The sequence below is a fragment of the Thermocaproicibacter melissae genome, assembly GCF_024498295.1.
Lineage (GTDB): Bacteria > Bacillota > Clostridia > Oscillospirales > Acutalibacteraceae > Thermocaproicibacter > Thermocaproicibacter melissae.
Genome location: NZ_CP101827.1, coordinates 427,627 through 447,512 on the forward strand (window position 1 = coordinate 427,627; position 19,886 = coordinate 447,512).

18 protein-coding genes are annotated in these 19,886 nt (G+C 51.5%); 13 read left to right on the top strand and 5 right to left on the bottom strand.

Annotated elements, in window-relative coordinates; genetic code table 11:
- Nucleotides 1-19: 19 nt before the first annotated feature.
- From cbiQ to NOG13_RS02150, 3 genes are all read right to left on the bottom strand, one after another.
- Nucleotides 20-934, bottom strand: a complete 915-nt coding sequence (gene cbiQ, locus NOG13_RS02140; RefSeq protein ID WP_283110661.1) for a cobalt ECF transporter T component CbiQ — start codon at nucleotides 932-934, stop codon at nucleotides 20-22.
- The gene (cbiM, locus tag NOG13_RS02145; protein WP_283110662.1) at nucleotides 931-1,965 is read right to left on the bottom strand and encodes a cobalt transporter CbiM; all 1,035 of its coding nucleotides are present in this window, start codon (nucleotides 1,963-1,965) and stop codon (nucleotides 931-933) included. Before cbiM ends, cbiQ begins: the two co-directional genes overlap by 4 nt.
- A gap of 169 nt (nucleotides 1,966-2,134) precedes the next feature.
- A complete protein-coding gene (locus tag NOG13_RS02150; protein WP_283110663.1) occupies nucleotides 2,135-2,563 on the bottom strand; it encodes a CBS domain-containing protein in 429 nt (142 codons plus the stop codon).
- A 178-nt stretch (nucleotides 2,564-2,741) separates the two neighbouring features.
- On the opposite strand from NOG13_RS02150, the gene NOG13_RS02155 reads away from it, so the two are divergent.
- The 13 genes from NOG13_RS02155 (at nucleotide 2,742) to uraA (ending at nucleotide 16,455) form a co-directional block, all read left to right on the top strand.
- The gene (locus tag NOG13_RS02155) at nucleotides 2,742-3,899 is read left to right on the top strand and encodes an alanyl-tRNA editing protein (protein ID WP_283110664.1); all 1,158 of its coding nucleotides are present in this window, start codon (nucleotides 2,742-2,744) and stop codon (nucleotides 3,897-3,899) included.
- Nucleotides 3,900-4,071: 172 nt separating this feature from the next.
- A complete protein-coding gene (locus NOG13_RS02160) occupies nucleotides 4,072-5,253 on the top strand; it encodes an acetyl-CoA C-acetyltransferase (protein ID WP_283110665.1) in 1,182 nt (393 codons plus the stop codon).
- Between the two features lie 33 nt (nucleotides 5,254-5,286).
- A complete protein-coding gene (locus NOG13_RS02165; RefSeq protein WP_283110666.1) occupies nucleotides 5,287-6,063 on the top strand; it encodes an enoyl-CoA hydratase-related protein in 777 nt (258 codons plus the stop codon).
- Between the two features lie 24 nt (nucleotides 6,064-6,087).
- Nucleotides 6,088-6,930: a 3-hydroxybutyryl-CoA dehydrogenase gene (locus NOG13_RS02170; protein WP_283111134.1), complete on the top strand. Its 843-nt coding sequence runs from the start codon at nucleotides 6,088-6,090 to the stop codon at nucleotides 6,928-6,930.
- Nucleotides 6,931-6,959: 29 nt separating this feature from the next.
- On the top strand, nucleotides 6,960-8,099 hold the full coding sequence (locus NOG13_RS02175; protein ID WP_283110667.1) for an acyl-CoA dehydrogenase: 1,140 nt from the start codon (nucleotides 6,960-6,962) through the stop codon (nucleotides 8,097-8,099).
- 26 nt (nucleotides 8,100-8,125) lie between these two features.
- Nucleotides 8,126-8,911: an electron transfer flavoprotein subunit beta/FixA family protein gene (locus tag NOG13_RS02180; protein WP_283110668.1), complete on the top strand. Its 786-nt coding sequence runs from the start codon at nucleotides 8,126-8,128 to the stop codon at nucleotides 8,909-8,911.
- Between the two features lie 18 nt (nucleotides 8,912-8,929).
- Complete coding sequence (locus NOG13_RS02185; protein ID WP_283110669.1) at nucleotides 8,930-9,949, top strand: electron transfer flavoprotein subunit alpha/FixB family protein; 1,020 nt, start codon at nucleotides 8,930-8,932, stop codon at nucleotides 9,947-9,949.
- Nucleotides 9,950-10,105: 156 nt separating this feature from the next.
- Nucleotides 10,106-11,407 (top strand): serine/threonine protein kinase, encoded by a 1,302-nt coding sequence (locus NOG13_RS02190; RefSeq protein ID WP_283110670.1) that lies wholly within the window; start codon nucleotides 10,106-10,108, stop codon nucleotides 11,405-11,407.
- Nucleotides 11,408-11,445: 38 nt separating this feature from the next.
- A complete protein-coding gene (locus NOG13_RS02195; protein WP_283110671.1) occupies nucleotides 11,446-12,180 on the top strand; it encodes a vWA domain-containing protein in 735 nt (244 codons plus the stop codon).
- Entirely contained in the window at nucleotides 12,164-13,036 is an 873-nt protein-coding gene (locus tag NOG13_RS02200; protein WP_283110672.1) for a PP2C family serine/threonine-protein phosphatase, read from the top strand. The genes NOG13_RS02195 and NOG13_RS02200 overlap by 17 nt, the downstream gene beginning before the upstream one ends.
- Before the next feature lie 10 nt (nucleotides 13,037-13,046).
- On the top strand, nucleotides 13,047-14,306 hold the full coding sequence (locus tag NOG13_RS02205; protein WP_283110673.1) for an SEL1-like repeat protein: 1,260 nt from the start codon (nucleotides 13,047-13,049) through the stop codon (nucleotides 14,304-14,306).
- Nucleotides 14,307-14,371: 65 nt separating this feature from the next.
- Nucleotides 14,372-15,034 carry a flavin reductase gene (locus NOG13_RS02210; protein ID WP_283110674.1) on the top strand — a complete coding sequence of 221 codons (663 nt, stop codon included), beginning with the start codon at nucleotides 14,372-14,374 and terminating at the stop codon, nucleotides 15,032-15,034.
- A gap of 104 nt (nucleotides 15,035-15,138) precedes the next feature.
- A complete protein-coding gene (gene uraA / locus NOG13_RS02215) occupies nucleotides 15,139-16,455 on the top strand; it encodes a uracil permease (protein WP_283110675.1) in 1,317 nt (438 codons plus the stop codon).
- 93 nt (nucleotides 16,456-16,548) lie between these two features.
- Here the strand turns inward: uraA and clpB are convergent, their stop codons facing one another.
- Nucleotides 16,549-19,173 (bottom strand): ATP-dependent chaperone ClpB, encoded by a 2,625-nt coding sequence (gene clpB, locus NOG13_RS02220; protein WP_283110676.1) that lies wholly within the window; start codon nucleotides 19,171-19,173, stop codon nucleotides 16,549-16,551.
- A gap of 25 nt (nucleotides 19,174-19,198) precedes the next feature.
- The gene (locus tag NOG13_RS02225) at nucleotides 19,199-19,858 is read right to left on the bottom strand and encodes a hypothetical protein (RefSeq protein WP_283110677.1); all 660 of its coding nucleotides are present in this window, start codon (nucleotides 19,856-19,858) and stop codon (nucleotides 19,199-19,201) included.
- Between the last annotated feature and the right edge of the window lie 28 nt (nucleotides 19,859-19,886).

Consider the following 19,886-nt stretch of genomic DNA (forward strand, 5'->3'; position numbering starts at 1 on the left):
CTCCCAACGATGCCTGATGCTACCGAATCAGACTCAAAAAAATCAATAGAATTAGGTTAATCCCCAGAAAAGCCATATCTCTGCTGCAAAGGTGGGATTTGCGAAGGCGGCGGAAATCTCCGTTGTAACCTCGGCAGCGCATGGCGTCGTAGACTTCGTCGCCCACAGCGTGGCTTTTCAGAAGCAGAATGGCAACGCTGCCGCCCGTACGGCGGCGGCTTTCACGAGCTGAAATTTTCCCGATTGTCCGGAGAAAACACGCTTCGAACATCTCGCTTGCCGATTCCGAAAGAAAGAAAATGTAGCGATATGCCATATCCAGAACCGCCACAGCGGTCTTGGACAGATGCATCGCCGCAAAGGCTCCGATAACCTGCTGCCAGCGCGTCGTCATCAAAAGTAGAGCGGCAAAGGAAATGGAAATCCCTGTGCGAAGCGCAATGCGGAATGCCGCAGCGATGCCTTCTGCGGTGAAATACATGCCGCCACAGCTGCCGAACAGCCGTGGGGGAATCAGGTAGAAAAGCGGTTGCCCGCCGAGAAACAGACTGCTGGTTCCTAGAAGAGAAAACAGCAGAACAATCAGCGGAATGGTCAGCCACACGCGCCGGAAAAAATCCTTCATCGGAATGCCGGATGCCGCTCCGTAAAACAGCGGAACTGCCGTAAGCACAATCAGCGTTGTGATACTCGATGTGCAGCCGGAAAAAATCATAAGGATAAGAAATGCAAGAATTTTTGCACAGGGGTCAACGGCCTGTAAAAGCCCCGCTTTTGAGGCATAGGTTTCCGAATACAGGTCGTTTTTAAACACCTGAGAGATATTTTGGATTGTTCGGCGGAGAAAGCCTGTCTTTGCCTTGCCGGAAACATTTTTATTCGTTTCGGTCATCCACGCGGGCAGAGTGATTTTGCCGTTTTGCGGGTCAGTCATGGGTTTGGGCCCCCTTTGCTGTTCTTTACAAACAGTTTTGCCATCAGGAAAATCAGTAACCCGACAACTCCAATGCCGACAGCTGCAGAAAGAACGTACCCGCCGACGGAAGCAGTCTGACCGCCGCCGAGTATCGGAAGGGAATAATCCGGCATCAGTGCGTTCCATTTATCCGCCAACTGCGCCATGCCTTTCGGAATGTATCCAATCATCGCTTTCAGTTCGTCTGTGGCGTATTCCCCCCAGGCAGTGCCCGTTGCAAGCAGGCCGACGGGAGTCAAAGCGACAAGAACAAGCAGGGCGATGAGAATAGGCTTGTAGCGTTTGAAAAACGAAATTTTTTCTGGCTCCTGAGCAGGTAACCTCTGCATCAGATTCGGTGCAAACTTTACAACATAAGCGAGTGCCGCGGCGGTGAGGATTCCTTCAATCGGCCCGGCAACAATTAAGTGTGCCGACATCATGGACGGAATCGAAACCGAAAGTGGATAGGGGCAGTACAGCGGCTGTCCGGCTGCATCGCGGAACAGGAGTGGCTGGATGCCAAACTCCACCGCAGCGCAGAACGCCGCGAGGTTCAGCCCGCAATATGCACCAAAAAACGCAGCAACAAGATTCCGCCCGCTGCCCAACTTGGATTTGCCGGCAATCAGTTTATAAATTCCGTAACCGGCAAACGGCATCACAACGGCCATGTTGAGGCAGTTCATGCCGAAAGCGAGAATTCCGCCGTCGCCGAACATCAGCGCCTGAATCAGCAGCGCGGTGCTCACGGAGATGACCGCGGCCCACGGGCCGAGCAAAATAGCGACAAGAACGGAACCGATGGCGTGAACGGAGCTACCTCCGGCCACAGGAACATTGAACATCATGGCAAGAAAGGTAAAGGCGGAACAAAGCGCAATCTGCGGAATATCTTTTTGTTTCAGCTCGCGTTTCACTTTGTGAAAAGAAACGCCCCAAAGGGGAACCATAGCGGCAAGGCCCGAAATTGTTGTCTGCGGGCTCAAATAGCCGTCCGGAATATGCATTTTTACGGCACCTCATAAAAAAGCCCATAAAGGGCGGAAAATTACCCTTCATGGGCTTTTTGTTATTCAAATATATATTAGAAACATTTAGAAAACTTCTGAGCCTTCATGACTCAATTGCTTGTATTTTAACATGCAGCCAGAAATTTGTCAAATAAAACGGGGAGGGTTACATCTGTGCCGATGAGGGCTTTGAGATACAATTCAGCGCATTCCCTGCCGTATCTTTTTCGGCCGGTTCCGTGGAGATATCGCCGAGAGAAAGCATACCAACAATGTTGTTGTTTTCGACAATCGGCAGTCTGCGGATCTGCTTTTCACTCATGATTTTTGCCGCGTCGTTGACATCCATCTCCGGGGAGCCTGTTGCCGGGTTGGCTGTCATAATTTCGCTGACCTTCGCTTGCTTTGCGTCTTTGCCTTCTGCAATGCACCGCAGCGCAATGTCGCGGTCGGTAACGATACCCTCAACCTTGCCGCCGCTGCACACCGGAATGGAACCGCACTTGTACTGCTTCATCATTTGTGCTGCTCGTAGTACGGATTCATTCGGCTGCACGCAGGCGACGTTTTTGGTCATAATATCTTTTGCCTTCATTTTTCATCACCTCACGGGTAGAATTCCCATGACAGCCCGAAAATATTACAATTTTCCCCGACTTGGAAAGTCCCGTCGGACGGAAGAACCCTTTCCTATTCTATTGAAGAGCCGCCGTGGCAGCTATATAATGGTTTTATTCTCAGTGCGAATTCCTAAAAGCAAAAGGAGAGAAACCATGACCGAAAAATTATATGACAAAGATGCGTACCGCAAAATCTTTTCGGCCCGCGTGTTGAAATGCGAACAGAAAAACGGAAAATGGCAGGTCGTTCTTGACCGCACGGCTTTTTATCCGGAAGGCGGCGGCCAGCCGGCGGATACCGGTGTACTGAATTTTGTGAATGTGCTTGATGTTCAGGAGCAGGGAGATGAGATTGTTCACACAACGGACAAGCCTTTGCCCGTAGGTCTCAACGTGATGGGCGGCGTGAATTGGACGCGCCGGTTCCGCCTGATGCAACAGCATACCGGCGAACACATTGTTTCCGGCATCGCCAACCGGTTGTTTGGAGTCGACAATGTTGGGTTCCACATGGGTGAAAAGTTTATGACGGTTGACTGGAACGCTCCGCTCAGCGAAAGCCAACTGAAGCTCGTGGAAGACCTAGCAAATGAAGCGGTGTACCGCAATGTTCCGGTTCATGCGGAGTATCCGTCGCAGGAAAAGCTGCAGACGCTTTCGTATCGAAGCAAAAAGCAGCTGACGGGTGCCGTCCGCATCGTAACCGTGGAAGGATACGATGTCTGCGCGTGCTGCGGAACACATGTCGCCCGCACGGGGGAGATTGGCGCGATAAAGCTGATCGGCTGGCAAAACTACAAGGGCGGAACGCGCATCACTCTGGTGTGTGGCGCTCAGGCCATGGAAGATTATCATGAAAAGCTCCGGAGTGTCTCCGCCGTTTCTGCGCTGCTTTCCGCAAAGCAGGGGGAAATTGATTCTGCTGTAGAACGTCTTTTAAAGGAGAACGCCGACCTGAAACGTCGTCTTTCCGAAATGACTGCCGCCATGCTCGCGCAAAAGGCGGCTTTGGTTCCGGAAAACTGCGGAAACTACTGCACGCTGGAAGAGAACCTTTCTCCGGATGACCTCAGGCGCTATGCGTTGATGCTTGCAAAACGGTGCGGCGGAACGGTGGGCGTTTTCAGCGGCAAAGACAACAGTTTCCGCTATGCGTTGGCAGTTTCGGAAGGGGATGTCCGTCCTTTCTGCAAGAAATTAAACGCTGCTTTCGGGGGCCGCGGAGGAGGCTCGGCAGAGCTGGCGCAAGGTTCTCTGAACGGGGAATTTCCGGAAATCCAAAAATTCTTCTGTGAAAATATAAATGCATGAGATTTTCCGAAACTTATTGTTAAAAAAATGACGATTTTTTTCTTCTTCTGGTTGATTTGATGAAACACTTGTGATATATTTAACATAGTTTAACCTTGAAAGTGTAGCCACTAAAAGTGCAGTCATTTTTAAGTTCTGCGATAAAAAATGGAAAACGAATGGAGGAAAAATTATGTCCAAAAAAATTGTCTTAGCAGGCGCTTGCCGCACCGCCATTGGCAAAATGGGCGGAGCTCTTGTCAACGTTGAAACGCCTGAACTCGCAACAGTCGTTGTTAAAGAAGCCATGAAGCGTGCCGGAATTGCTCCGGAAGCAGTTGATGAGGTTATTCTCGGCTGTGTGTTCCAGGCAGGCATCGGCCAGAATCTGGCTCGTCAGGCGGCAGTTCATGCAGGCATCCCGGTTGAGACCCCGGCATTTACCCTGAATAACCTCTGCGGCTCGGGCCTTAAGAGTGTTAACGTCGCGGCAGCCCTGATTGCTGCGGGCGAAGCTGACGTCATCATCGCCGGCGGTGCTGAGAGCATGTCCAATGCACCGTACCTCCTCAAGAAGGCACGTTTCGGTTATCGCATGAACAACGGCGAACTCCTTGACTCTATGATTCATGACGGACTTGAGGATTCCTTCTATCATTATCACATGGGCATCACTGCCGAGAACATTGCTGAAAAATACGGCATCACCCGCACCATGCAGGATGAATTTGCCGCAAACAGCCAGCAGAAAGCTCAGAAAGCCATTGCGGAAGGCAAATTCAAGGATGAAATTGTTCCGATTGAAGTAAAGCAGAAGAAAAACACCATCATCTTCGACGCCGATGAAGCTCCGCGCGCAAACGTTACGGTTGAAAGCCTTGCCGCTCTTCGCCCGGCGTTCAAGAAAGACGGAACCGTCACCGCAGGCAATGCTTCCGGCATCAACGACGCTGCTTCCGCAGTTGTTGTCATGAGCGAAGAAAAAGCGAAAGAACTCGGCGTAAAGCCGATGGCTTACTGGGTTGCCGGTGCTTCTGCTGGTGTTGAACCGGCTTACATGGGCCTTGGCCCGATTGAGGCTACCAAGAAGGTCATGGCAAAGACCGGTATGTCCGTTAAAGATATGGACCTGATTGAAGCAAACGAAGCTTTCGCAGCACAGTCCATCGCAGTCTGCCAGGGCCTTGATTTCGACATGAGCAAGGTCAACGTCAACGGTGGCGCAATCGCTCTGGGCCATCCGGTCGGATGCTCCGGCTGCCGCATTCTCACCACGCTGCTCTACGAAATGCAGAGAAGAGATGTCGAGTACGGTCTCTCCACGCTGTGCGTCGGCGGCGGTATGGGCGTTGCAACCATCGTGAAGAAATATTAAGATTTTCCGATTTGAAGGAAGGCAGGATTAGCGATGAGCTATGTTAAATATGAGCAGAAAGACTTTGTCGGTGTCGTTACCATCGACCGTGAAAAAGCGCTCAACGCGCTGAACAACGAAGTCCTCTGCGACCTCGAAGCAGTCATCGACGCGGTTGACGTGGATAAAACACGCTGCCTCATCATCACCGGCGCGGGCGCAAAAGCGTTCGTCGCCGGCGCCGATATCGCCGCTATGTGCAACATGACGTCTGAGGAAGGCCGCGCATTCAGTGCAAAGGGAAATGCTGTTTTCCGCAAAATCGAGAAGCTGCCGATTCCGGTCATCGCAGCGGTCAACGGCTTTGCACTCGGCGGCGGATGTGAGCTGGCACTCAGCTGCGATATCCGCATCGCCTCGGAAAATGCGGTTTTCGGCCAACCGGAAGCTGGTCTCGGCATTACACCGGGCTTCGGCGGCACCCAGCGCCTTGCCCGCACCATCGGCGTAGGGAAGGCAAAGGAACTGATTTTCGCTTGCCGCAATGTGAAGGCTGACGAAGCGCTGCAAATCGGTCTAGTCAATGCGGTTTATCCCGCTGACCAGCTGATGGACGAAGCCATGAAACTTGCCAAACGCATTTCCGAAAACGCTCCGATTGCCGTTCGCCAGTGCAAAAAGGCGATCAACATGGGCCTGCAGATGGATATCGACTCCGCCGTTGCGCTGGAGTCTGAGCTTTTTGCGGCCTGCTGTGGCACACAGGACCAGAGAAACGCTATGACGGCGTTCTGTGAAAAGAGAAAGCACGACCCGTTCATTAATAAGTAAAATCATTTTAGGAGGCTTATGATTATGATCGTTGGCGTCATTGGCGCCGGAACCATGGGCTCCGGCATTGCACAGGCATTTGCACAGACCGAAGGCTATTCCGTAAAACTCTGCGACATCAATGAGCAGCTTGCCGCGAACGGCAAAGCAAAGATCGAAAAGAACCTGAGCAAACTCGTTGCAAAGGGCAAGATGGAGCAGGCTGCGGCGGATGCAGTTCTCGCAAAGATTACAACCGGCACAAAGGAAATTACTGCTGACTGCGACCTCATCGTGGAAGCAGCTCTTGAGAAGATGGATGTCAAGAAAAACCTGTTCAAGGAACTTTCCGCCATCTGCAAGAAAGACGCTATCTTTGCAACCAACACTTCTTCTCTGTCCATCACAGAAATCGGCAACGAACTTGACCGCCCGGTTGTCGGTATGCATTTCTTCAACCCCGCACCGGTCATGAAACTCGTCGAAGTTATCGCCGGCATCAACACACCGGACGAGCTCGTTGAAAAAATCAAGAAGATTTCCGAAGAAATCGGCAAGACCCCGGTTCAGGTCAAAGAAGCTCCGGGCTTTGTCGTAAACCGCATCCTTGTTCCGATGATCAACGAAGCAGTCAACGTCCTGGCTGAAGGCACCGCTTCCGCAGAGGATATCGACACCGCTATGAAGCTCGGTGCAAACCACCCGATGGGACCGCTTGCTTTGGCTGACCTCATTGGCATTGACATTGTTCTTGACGTTATGGAAGTGCTTTATACAGAAACCGGAGATCCGAAATACCGTCCTCACCCCCTGCTCCGCAAAATGGTACGCGGCGGCCTGCTCGGTAGGAAGAGCGGCAAGGGATTCTATGACTATTCCAAGAAGTAATCGAAACCGACAGATTTGGAGGAACGAGTATGGACTTCACACTCAGTAAAGAACATCAGCTAGCCCGCACGCTCTTCAAAGAGTTTGCAGAAAAAGAAATTAAACCTTACGCACAGGAAATCGACGAAGAAGAGCGCTTCCCGGTCGAAGCGCTCGAAAAAATGCGTAAATATAAGTTCATGGGTATCCCTTACCCGAAGGAATACGGCGGCGCAGGCTGCGATACCCTTACATACGAAATGTGCATCGAAGAGATCAGCAAGGTATGCGCTACTACCGCCACCATGCTTTCCGCTCACACATCTCTTGGTACATGGCCGATTTTGAAATTCGGTACTCCTGAGCAGAAGGCTAAGTATTTGCCGAAGCTCTGCTCCGGCGAATACCTCGGCGCTTTCGCTCTCACAGAGCCGAATGCCGGCACGGACGCTTCCGCACAGCAGACGAGGGCTGTCCTCGAAGGCGACCACTATGTCCTTAACGGCAACAAGATTTTCATTACAAACGCCGGTTATGCGGATACTTACATTGTTTTCGCCATGACGGATAAGAGTAAGGGCAACCATGGTATTTCCGCGTTCATTGTAGAAAAGAATTTCCCGGGCTTCTCCGTCGGCAAGAAAGAAAAGAAAATGGGTATCCGCGGTTCTTCCACCTGCGAACTGATTTTTGAAAACTGCATTGTCCCGAAGGAAAATCTTCTCGGTCAGGAAGGCAAAGGCTTCGTTATTGCTATGGCAACGCTGGACAATGGCCGTATCGGCATTGCCGCACAGGCTCTCGGTATTGCAGAAGGCGCACTTGAAGAAACAATCAAGTACGTTAAAGAGAGAAAGCAGTTCGGCCGCCCGCTTGCGAAATTCCAGAACACCCAGTTTGAAATTGCGGACATGGTTACAAAAGTGAAGGCTGCTCAGCTTTTGATGTACCGCGCAGCTGTTGCGGAAGATACCCAGAAGTCTTATTCCGAAGAAGCAGCCATGGCAAAGCTTTACTGCGCCTCCACGGCTATGGATGTTACCACTCGCTGCTTGCAGCTCCACGGCGGTTACGGATACACGAGAGAGTATCCGATTGAGCGCATGATGCGCGACGCCAAGATTACCGAAATCTATGAGGGCACCAGCGAAGTTCAGAAGATGGTAATCTCCAAATATGCCTTGAAGTAAGGCAGAAAGATTAGGAGGGAATTGCAGTGAATATAGTCGTTTGCATTAAGCAGGTTCCAAATACAAATGAAGTAAGACTCGACCCCAAAACCGGTACTCTGATCCGCGAAGGCGTGCCGAGCATTATCAACCCAGATGATAAAGCAGGTCTGGAAGCCGCTCTCCGTCTGAAAGACTCCCAGGGCGCACATGTTACCGTTCTTACCATGGGCCCGCCGCAGGCTGATGCAGCGCTCCGCGAAGCTCTGGCAATGGGCGCCGACGAAGCCTACCTCGTGACGGACCGTGCATTCGGCGGTGCCGACACATGGGCAACAGCTCACACTATTGCTGCTGCACTCAAGAAGCTTCCGTTTGACCTCATCATCACCGGCCGTCAGGCCATCGACGGTGACACCGCCCAGGTTGGCCCGCAGATTGCTGAGAACCTCAACATCACTAATATCAGCTATGCGGAAGAAATCAAGGTCGAGGGCGAGTATGTCATCGTCAAGCGCCAGTTTGAAGACCGTTACCACATTGTCAAGGCAAAAATGCCTTGCCTGATCACCGCACTGAGCGAGCTCAACGAGCCGCGCTACATGACTCCGGGCGGAATCTTTGACGCGTACCGTGAAAAAGAAGTCAAGATCATCACCCGCAAGGATCTCGACGTTGAGGATACAGACATCGGTCTGAAAGGTTCTCCGACCCGCGTTGTTCAGACCTTCACCAAGACCCCGAAGGCTGCCGGCACGGTCGTCACCAACCTGAATCCTCAGGAAGCGGCCGAGTACATGCTCGAAAAGCTCAGAGAGAAATTCATTATATAGTTGAAAGTGGTGATCAGAATGGATATTCAGGAATATAAAGGCGTTTACGTATTTATCCAGCAGGTAGATAACCAGGTTGCCGGTGTATCCCATGAGCTGCTCGGCAAAGCAAAAGAACTCGCTGCAAAATTGGAGACTGAAGTAACGGCCATTCTTCTTGGCTACGGTGTTTCCGGTCTCTGCAAAGACCTTGCAAGCTATGGCGCCGACAGAATCGTCATGGTCGACAACAAAGACCTTGAGCTGTATTCCACAAGGCCGTATGCTTATGCTATGTGCAAGGTTATTGAGAAATATAAGCCGGCTATCGTCCTTTACGGCGCAACCGCAATCGGCCGCGACCTCGCTCCGCGCGTAGCTGCCAGAATCCGCACCGGCCTTACGGCTGACTGCACGAAACTCGATATTGCAGATGACGAAACCAAGAATCTCCGCATGACCCGTCCTGCATTCGGCGGCAACATCATGGCAACCATCGTCTGCCCGGATTACCGTCCGCAGATGGCAACCGTTCGCCCGGGCGTTATGCAGAAGATTAAGCCGATTGCAGACGCAGAGGCTGTTGTTGAGAAATTCGATATTGAGATTCCGGAATCCGAGAAAGATGTTCAGATTCTCGATGTCGTGAAGAAAGAATCCCACAAGATGGACATTCAGGACGCAAAGATTCTGGTTTCCGGCGGACGCGGCATGGGCTGCCCCGAAAACTTCAAGATGCTCGAAGAATGCGCCAAAGTTCTCGGCGGAGCGGTCAGCTCCTCCAGAGCGGCTGTTGACGCCGGTTGGGTTGAGAAAGATATCCAGGTCGGTCAGACCGGTAAGACGGTTCGCCCGAACCTCTATATCGCCTGCGGCATTTCCGGTGCGATTCAGCACCTCGCCGGCATGGAAGAATCCGACGTCATCATTGCCATTAACAAGGATGAATCTGCGCCGATTTTTGAAGTTGCCGATTACGGCATTGTCGGAGACGCAACGAAGATTATCCCGCTTTTCACCGAAGAAGTCAAAAAAGCTCTGGCAGAACGCAAGAAATAATTCTTTTTGCTGCTTTTATACGCCCTGTGCCGAAACGGCACAGGGCGTTTTTTGAATTATAGACATTTAAAAGGTATCGTGATATATTATAGTATTGCCAAAATTTCGTAAAGTTCTGTAAAAAACGATTCTAATTGCGAGAGAGGAATGTCCGAAATGGAGTTTGAAACCGGACATAAGATAAAAGTCGCGGATTCCGGCGGCTTTCTCACGATTCTGTCGAAACTTGGGGAAGGCGGCCAGGGAATCGTTTACCGCGTGGAATACTGCGGGCAGGAGTATGCGCTGAAATGGTTCTTTCCGGGTTCCTTGAAACGCCCGCAAGAGTTCCTGAAAAATCTAAAGCAGAATATCCAGGACGGTGCCCCTGCGCCTTCTTTTCTGTGGCCTCTGTGCGTGACGGAGGAAACGGAGGGCAGCTTCGGCTACCTGATGAAGCTGCGGCCGAAGAATTACTGTAGCTTTACCGATATTCTCAATGCGAAACAACGAATCGTAAAGCACTCGGTTCGGGTTAATGCGGCACTGAATATTGTGGAAAGTTTTATGGCGCTGCACCGTCAGGGAAAGTCCTATCAAGACCTCAACGACGGCAACTTCTTCATCAATCCGGAGGACGGAAGTGTTCTCATCTGCGATAACGACAATGTTGCCCCTTACGGGGTAAATCTCGGCATTGCGGGGAAATGCCGCTACATGGCTCCGGAGGTCGTTCTTGGCGAGCAGCCCGGAATGCAGTCGGATTACTTCTCTCTTGCCGTCATGCTATTTCTCCTTTTGTTTCTTTCGCATCCGCTTGAGGGGGAGAAGGTGCTCAAAAGCGTCTGCCTGACAGATGAGCATGAGGTACGGCATTACGGAACTTCTCCGGTATTTATTTTCGACCCGTCGAATGGGAGCAACCGCCCCGTGCGCGGAGTACATAACAATGCCATCGTGCTTTGGCCTCTTTACCCGGAATTTATCCGCGAAGCGTTCATTCGTTCGTTTACGGAGGGAATCCGCCGCAAAGAGCGCCGCGTATCCGACAATGAATGGCTGCGCCTGTTTATCCGCCTGCGTGACGAGATTGTCTCGTGCGGCTGCGGCTGTGAGAATTTTGTCGTTCCTACCGGCGGCGGGGCAGACGAATCCTTGCGTTGCCTTTCCTGCGGAGCGGAACTGGTTCACCCGCTGCGGCTGGACGTGCAGAAGTTTTCTGTGGCACTTTGCCCGGGAAATCACCTCTATGCCTGCCATACGCAGAAAGGCAGTCTAGATTGTCGGACAGTAACCGGTGAGGTTATAAGAAACAAGAAAAAACCAACACTCTGGGGCGTTCGGAATCTGTCCCAAGCGCCTTGGAAAGCTGAAATGCCGGACGGAACCGAAAGAACCATTCTGCCGCAGGAAGTTCTTCCGATTTTCAGAAACGTAAAAATTAATTTCGGCGGCGATGTGCAGGCTGAAATTACCTGACACCGCGCAGAGCTGAATTGCTGAAGGGAAGTAATAAAATGTCCAATCCGTTTGAAAATACCGAAGGAATTGCAAAACGTACGATGGTTCTCTTCTTCCTTGTCGATACCTCGGGAAGTATGGCGGGAAAGAAAATCGGTGCGGTGAATGATGCAATCTTCAATGTCTTGCCTGAGATTCGGTCAATTTCCGAGGATAATGCTGACGCTGAGATTAAAATTGCTGCGCTCACGTTTTCTAATGGGGCAAAGTGGGTTTATGACGAGCCGAAACCAGCCAGTGAATTTGAGTGGCCCTACGTTGACGCGGACGGCCTGACGGATTTGGGAGAAGCATTCCGCATGCTGGGCGAAAAACTTTCCCGCAAAGCATTCATGAGCGATGCCGAAGGTTCCTATGCTCCGGCGATTTTTCTGATGACGGACGGAGAGCCGACCGACGATTACGAAAAAGCACTTGAAGATTTGAAAAAGAACAACTGGTTCCGTGCTGCCATTAAAGTTGCGGTTGCAATTGGGGAAGAAAGTGAAATTAACGACGATGTCTTGGTAGAGTTCACCGGCACAAAGGAAGCAGTTCTCCGCGCCCATACGCCGGAGGCCTTGATGAAGATGATTCGCCTTGTCTCCGTTACGGCGTCGAAAATCGGCAGCCAAAGCAGCCCTGTGGGCCAAACCAGCCGTCAGGAAGCATTTACCGAGCAGCTGAATCAGCAGGAACAAGAATGGCAGCCTGAGAACGCATTGGTGGATGAGGATGAAGGCTGGAACTGATTATCGTGTGCCTTCGCACTGCCTTGTTGATTTTCATGTAACGGTGCGGGGAGCGTCCCATACGCGCAAGCAGCAGGTCTGTCAGGATTTTTCCTGTTCCGCCCATTTTGGGGACTCTGCGGCGGCAGCGGTTGCGGACGGGCATGGCGACAAGCGGTATTTTCGCAGCGACGTCGGCTCTCAGTTGGCGGCGTCTGCGGCGCTGCATGCAGTGCGTGAGTTTGTCAAGCGCGAAGGTAGAGGCTTATTGAGCTGCGAGGTCGATGCAAAGCTCGAGCAGTTGAAAAAGAATATTATTTTGAGCTGGAACCGGAAGGTTGCAGCGCATTATGCTTCTCATCCATTCAGCGAGGAGGAGCTTTCGCCCCTCTCCGAACACCGCAGAGAGCTTCTGCGCAATGGTCAACTTGTGGAGACCGCCTACGGAACGACTTTAATCGCCGCGGCGGTAACCCCCTACTATTGGTTCGGTTTGCAGATCGGCGACGGGGATTGCTTTGCCGTCTGTGAAGGGGAGAAGGTTTTCGTGCCGAAGGAAGAAGGACTTATCGGGAATATAACGACTTCTCTCTGTGAACCGGATGCGTATTATAAGTTTCACCACATCTTTGGGTTGGAGAAACCTTCTGCTGTTGTCATGACGACGGACGGTGTGCGGAATTCCTTCGCTTCCAGAGAGTATTACACCGATTTTATGGATCAGGTGATTCGTCAGTTCTCCGCTGGGAGAAAAAAGAAAACGTCGGCGGAGCTGAAAAGCTTTCTCGCCGATATGTCAGAACGCGGAAGCGGAGATGACCTTTCCGTCGCCGGAATCACAGAGACGAGCTTTTCGGATAAGCGAAAATCCATCTGAAGGTGAACAGATGAATCAGGCAGTTGTCGGTGTCCTCAACAAGATTAAGGAAACAAAAGGCGAAGAAGTCTTTTCCAATCAACGCCTTTTCACCGCGCTTTTCAAAGACTTTGCAAAAGGAGAATTTAAGGGAGAACTCCACTTGCTGAGTCTCGCGTTCCGGGAGGGTATATTTCAGAAACTGAAGGAAAATCCTTCCGATTGGGAGGAAATTCGCAGGCATTTCCGAGTCCGGATGAGCAATGAATATTGCTGGACAGCGGAACAAACCGATTTTGTCGTTTTCTGCTTTCTTTGCGTCCTTGGCAAAGCATCCATCCCCGAAAATGTGCTGGAACTCAAGCGGCTTCAGAATGAGGCAGAAAACGGGGATGCAGCCGCCTGCTACAAGCTTGGCCTTGTCTATGAAACCGCAGAAGATGTGACGCGTGATTATGAGAAGGCGGCGTTTTGGTTCCAAAGGGCCGCGAGCAAAGGACACCTGGACGCGCAGAACAGGCTCGCTTTGTGCTATTATTCGGGGCGCGGTGTTCAGCAGGACTACTCCCTAGCGGAATACTGGTGGACTCAAGCGGCACAGCGGGGCCATGTGATGGCGCAGTTCAATCTGGGAATCCGTTACAGCTACGGGTTGGGAGCGAAAAAAGACGTCCGCAAGGCAGCACATTGGTTTCTGCAGGCTGCTCGCCAGGGTTATGCCGATGCACAGAACTGCCTCGGTGTCATATACCGCGATGGAAACGGAGTAAAACAAAACAACAGCAAAGCAGCATACTGGTTTGCAAAATCGGCGGAGCAGGGTTGCGCCGGAGGGGCGTGCAACCTTGGACAATGCTACCTTTTGGGCCGTGGCGTGAAGCAGGATGGCGCCAAAGCGGTTTTTTGGCTGAAAAAAGCAGCTTTGCTGGAAGATTCGCGCGCGCAGTTTCTGCTCGCTCAGTGCTTGGAGGAAGGCGTCGGCGGGCAAAAAGATATGGAGCAGGCGCTGCACTGGTATTTTAAGGCAGCCGGTCACGGCAGCGGTGAAGCGCTGAACCGTCTTGGCGAGTGCTGCTATTATGGCATCGGGGTCCAGCGGGACCGCAGACAGGCCGAAATATTTTGGGAACAGGCGGCCTTGCGCGGTATGAAGAAAGCGGCGGAATATCTGAAGCTCCTGCGATATTATAAAAAGAAAATCCCGCAGTCGTCTGTCAGCGGAAACGGCGATGCGGTTAATGAGAGTCGGAAGGAAGATGGTTTGGCCTCAGAAATTTACAAGAATATGTAAAATCTCTTGCTATTTGGCGCACTGCGCGTTATAATAGAAAAAATGCCTTGAAGGAGGAATTATGCTTGACAGTCGATGTACTGAATATACTAACCTACGGCATGTATGCAATCGGCGTGAAACGCGGGAATAAAGTTTCTGCTTGCATTGTCAATACTGTTCAGCAGGTTGCTTATAATCCCAATATTATTGCTGTCAGCATGAGTCACAACAATTTCAGTAACGAGTGCATTCGCGAGGAAGGTATTTTCACAGTTTCCGTTCTTTCGGAAGATACCTCCGGGGCGGTTATTGGAGCTCTTGGTTTCAGTTCCGGACGTGACACAGATAAGCTCAAGAACATTCATTACCGTGTTCTCGCGGAAGGTGTTCCTGTTATTGAGGAAAATATTTGTTGTTGGTTCCTCTGTAAAGTGGTTTCCAGCGTGGAAACCGCATCTCATACTATTTACTTGGCGGAAGTGGTTGCAGGCAGCGATACCGTTCAAGGCAAACCGATGACATATGAGTATTATCATCGCGTGATTAAAGGCCGTGCTCCGAAAAATGCTCCTACTTATAGGGAGGATAGTCCGAAAAAGGAGTCAAATTCCGAAAGTTGGGTCTGCACCATTTGCGGATATGTTTATAACGATCCCGCTATTCCATTTGAACAATTGCCGGAAGATTGGGTTTGCCCCATTTGCGGGGCCCCGAAATCCTCGTTCCGACGGGCCGGCACAACATAACAAAAAAGCTCACACCGATGTATTTCAGCATCGGGCGGGCTTTTTTTTTGAGTTTTTCTAGGAAAACTCAAGATAGATAAAGACAGAGATGAGGAGAGAAGAAAATGAAGAAAAAAATCATTCAGGTCGAAGAAGTACCCCCCATTCTGGAAGCAATCCCGCTTAGTCTGCAGCACATGTTTGCCATGTTCAGCGCGTCGGTGCTCGTGCCGAACCTTATCGGCATTAACCCGGCCGTTGTGCTTTTCATGAACGGCGTCGGCACACTGATTTATCTTCTGATTTCAAAGGGCAAAGCCCCGGCATATCTTGGTTCTAGCTTTGCCTTTATTGCACCTGCCGGAATTGTTATAGCAACCCAAGGATTGGGATACAGTTACGCACTCGGCGGATTTGTCGTGACCGGTGCTGTATTCTGTTTGGTAGCACTCATCATTCATTTCTGCGGAACCAGATGGATTGACGTCATTCTTCCGCCTGCGGCCATGGGAGCGGTCGTTGCATTAATCGGTCTCGAACTTGCCGGAAACGCCGCTGAAATGGGCGGGCTGATCCTTACGGATACCTACACGCAAATCGACCCCAAAAAGGTTGCTGTTTTCCTGATTACACTTTGCGTGGCAGTTTTCGGAAATGTATTGTTCCGCCGCTTCTTTGCGGTAATTCCGATTTTGATTGCAATTGTTGTAGGCTACATTGCAGCCGCCTGCTTCGGACTTGTGGATTGGCAACTGGTGGACCAGGCTCCGATCTTCGCAGTTCCGAATTTCCAGCCGGCAAAGTTTAACTGGACGGCAATTTCGGTCATCCTTCCGGCAGCGGTGGTTGTCGTTTCCGAGCATATCGGCCACCAGATCGTCACAGGAAAAATCATTGGCCGTGACATTCTCAAAGACCCGGGCCTTGACCGCACGCTTTTGGGCGACGGCGTTTCCACTATGCTGTCTGGTTTAGTAGGTTCCGTCCCGACGACGACCTACGGCGAGAATATCGGCGTCATGGCGATGACAGGTGTTTACAGTGTCTGGGTCATTGGCGGTGCGGCCGTGATTTCGATGGTAATTGCCTTCTTTGGCAAGGTTTCCGCTGTGATTCAGTCCATTCCGGGCCCGGTAATGGGCGGCGTAAGCTTCCTGCTTTACGGAATGATTGCGGCTTCCGGTTTGCGCCTGCTCGTGGAACAGAAGGTCGATTACAGCCGTTCGCGCAACCTTGTCATGTCGAGCGTTGTGCTGGTAACGGGACTTTCAGGCGCATTCATTCAGATTGGCCAGGTACAGCTCAAAGGTATGTCCCTCGGTGCATGCGTCGCTATGCTGCTTGGCTTTATCTTCTGGCTCATTGATAAATTCCATCTGGCAAACGACTACGCAGATGCTCCCGAAGAAGAAGTTGCGCAAGTAGAGGGCGAAAACGTCTGACAAATCATTTCCATAGTAAAACGGAGCAACTGTTCCATTTCGGAACGGCTGCTCCGTTTCTTTTCACGCTACGGTAGATGCCTGAGTGCAATTTTATTCTGCGGCAGCAATCTGCGGCTTTTCGCTTATCGTCAGGTGTCCGTCGCTTACGTCGATTTTGAGCACCGTGCGGGGGAGAATACCGCCTGCAATGATTTTCTTTGCAATCAGCGTTTCCACACGGCTTTGAATGAACCTCTTCAGCGGCCTTGCGCCGTATACAGGGTCGAAAGCGCTTTCCATGATGAACTCTTTCGCCGCGTCGGTCAGTTCCACGTTTAGCTGCTTTTCCTGCAGACGGCGCTGTAAGTCAGCAACCTGCAAGTCAATTATCTTGTAAATTTCATTGCGCTGGAGCGGACGGTAGAACACAATCTCATCGAGTCGGTTGAGGAATTCGGGGCGGAACTGCTTTTTCAGCAGACCATTGACCTGATTTTTTGCCTCCTCGCTGATGTTTCCGGCTTCGTCAATGCCATCGAGAATATAGCTGGAGCCGAGGTTCGAGGTCAGAATAATGATGGTGTTGCGGAAGTCGACCGTGCGTCCCTGAGAATCCGTGATTCGCCCGTCGTCGAGAACCTGCAGAAGAATGTTGAATACATCGGGATGAGCCTTTTCCACTTCGTCGAACAAAACGACCGAGTAGGGGTGACGGCGCACCGCTTCGGTAAGCTGTCCGCCTTCTTCATAGCCGACGTAGCCCGGAGGTGCTCCAATGAGCCGCGATACCGAGAATTTCTCCATGTATTCCGTCATGTCAATGCGGACCATGTTCTTTTCATCGTCGAACAGTGCCTGAGCAAGGGCTTTTGCCAGCTCCGTTTTGCCGACGCCGGTCGGCCCGAGGAACAGGAACGAACCGATGGGGCGATTCGGGTCTTGGATTCCTGCGCGTGAACGGAGAATCGCTTCGGACACTTTTGTTACGGCCTCGTCCTGCCCAACGACGCGTTCATGGAGAATATCTTCGAGGCGGAGCAGCTTTTCCCGTTCGCTTTCCATCAACCGTGCAACGGGGATACCCGTCCATTTGGCTACGATTTTCGCAATCTCTTCGTCCGTTACACGGTCATGCAGCAGAGAATCTTCGCTTTGCGCCTTTTCTACATTTTCTTCTTCAATTTTCAGTTCTTTTGTCAGTGCAGGTAGCTTGCCGTATTTCAGTTCGGCAGCCTTGTTCAGGTCATAAACGCGCTCTGCCTTTTCAATTTCCGCGTTGACCTGCTCAATTTCCTCACGCAGCTTGCGCACTTTGCTGATTGCGTTCTTTTCGTTTTCCCATTTTGCCTTGCGTTCTTTCAGCTGTGCACGTTCGTCCGCAAGCTCCTTCTGAATCAATTTCAGATGCTCCTGTGCAAGAGGATCGGTGTCTTTTTTCAGAGCCGCTTCCTCAATTTCGTGCTGCATGATTCTGCGGGAAATTTCGTCCAGTTCTACCGGCATCGAGTCGATTTCCGTGCGGACCATTGCGCACGCCTCGTCTACAAGGTCGATTGCCTTGTCGGGCAGGAAACGGTCCGAGATATAACGGTTGCTCAGCGTCGCCGCCGAAATTAAAGCTTGGTCCTGAATTTTTACTCCGTGAAACACTTCGTAGCGCTCTTTCAGACCGCGCAGAATGGCAATGGTGTCTTCCACGGAGGGCTCCTCGACCATGACGGGCTGGAAGCGGCGTTCGAGAGCCGCGTCTTTTTCAATGTACTGGCGGTACTCGTTGAGCGTTGTCGCACCGATGCAGTGCAGTTCACCGCGGGCAAGCATCGGTTTCAGAAGGTTGCCCGCATCCATGCTGCCTTCCGTTTTGCCCGCACCCACAATGGTGTGCAGCTCATCAATAAACAGAATAATGCGGCCTTCACTCTTTTTTACCTCATTCAAAACGGCCTTGAACCGCTCTTCAAATTCGCCGCGGTATTTCGCTCCGGCTACGAGCGCACCCATATCCAGCGAGATGACCTTGCGGTCCTTAAGACTGTTCGGTACATCGCCGCGCACAATGCGCTGGGCAAGACCTTCAGCAATCGCCGTTTTGCCGACGCCCGGTTCACCGATGAGCACAGGGTTGTTTTTCGTTTTCCGTGAGAGAATCAGTATTACGCTTCGGATTTCATCATCGCGGCCGATAATCGGGTCAAGTTTATGGTTTCTGGCAAGTGCCACTAGGTCCTGGCCGTATTTTGCAAGCGCATCGTAAGTTTCCTCCGGACTGTCGCTTGTGACGCGCGTATTCCCGCGCACGGTGGAAAGCACTTGCAGGAAGCGATTGCGGTCAATGCCGAAACGCTCGAACACACTGCGCATCGCAGAATTCGGCTTTTCAATCATTGCAAGCATGATGTGTTCCACGGAAATGTATTCATCTTTCATGCGTTCGGCCTGTTTTTCCGCTTCGACGAGAACAGCGTCTACATCCGGAGAAATGTAGATTTTTCCCGGCTCGCGTCCGGGGCCGGTCACGGCGGGCAGCTTCTTGACCTGCTGTTCCACAGCGCGAAGCACAGCACCGGAGTCCAGCCCCATCTTGGTGAGCAGCTGGGGAATCAATCCGTTTTCCTGCCGCAGCAGCGCGTCTGCCAGATGCTCCTGTTCAATCTGCATGCAGTTGTTTTCCAGAGCTGTCGTCTGCGCCTGCTGAATTGCTTCCAGCGATTTATGTGTGAATTTCTGGGTATCCATAAAACCCCTCCTTTATGAGGTCAGCTTACAGAACATCATTTCTGTTCAGCCGTTTCAAATAATTCTTTGCAATTTGATTTTTTGCTGCTTCGCTTTCGTCTGCAAAGTACTTTTTCATGGAATCGTCGAACAAACGGATATAATCGAGGATTGTTCGTGCCAAAGATTCGCAGGTAACGCTGTTTTCGTTGCCCGGCCGAAGAAGGCGGCGGATAAAGCGTCCCGGCTCTATGGAGCATGGAATTCTTCCTTCCGGGAACCGGCCTGCGACAACCTCGCTCTCCAGCTCCGCCCAGAAGCGGAAGAAATCTTCTGAGAGTTCCAGAAGCTCGCGGTTCTGCGTTCGGAAAGAAACGCGTAGCTCGCCGAGATAATCACCGGTTTCTCGGTAAAGCTCAAGCAGATATCGCACCGTTGGCCGGTAACGGTAATGCAGGGCGCTGCGAATCGTAACCATGCTTTCACTCGGCTGCTCACGGAACTGAAAGCTGTCAAGGCCGGCGAACATTTCTTCCATACAGCTGAAAATATCGCGGATGCGGCTCTCAGGCGTGGGGCAGGAAAGATAATCAGCCAAAATTCGGTTGATCAGCCCGCTGCGGCTGGTACATTGCTCATAGGCTAGCTTGTCGATTGCCTCCACAATTTCGTCCATCAGCACGATACTGTAAACATTTTTTGACAAGTCGAACGTCACCTCGATTCTTGAAAAA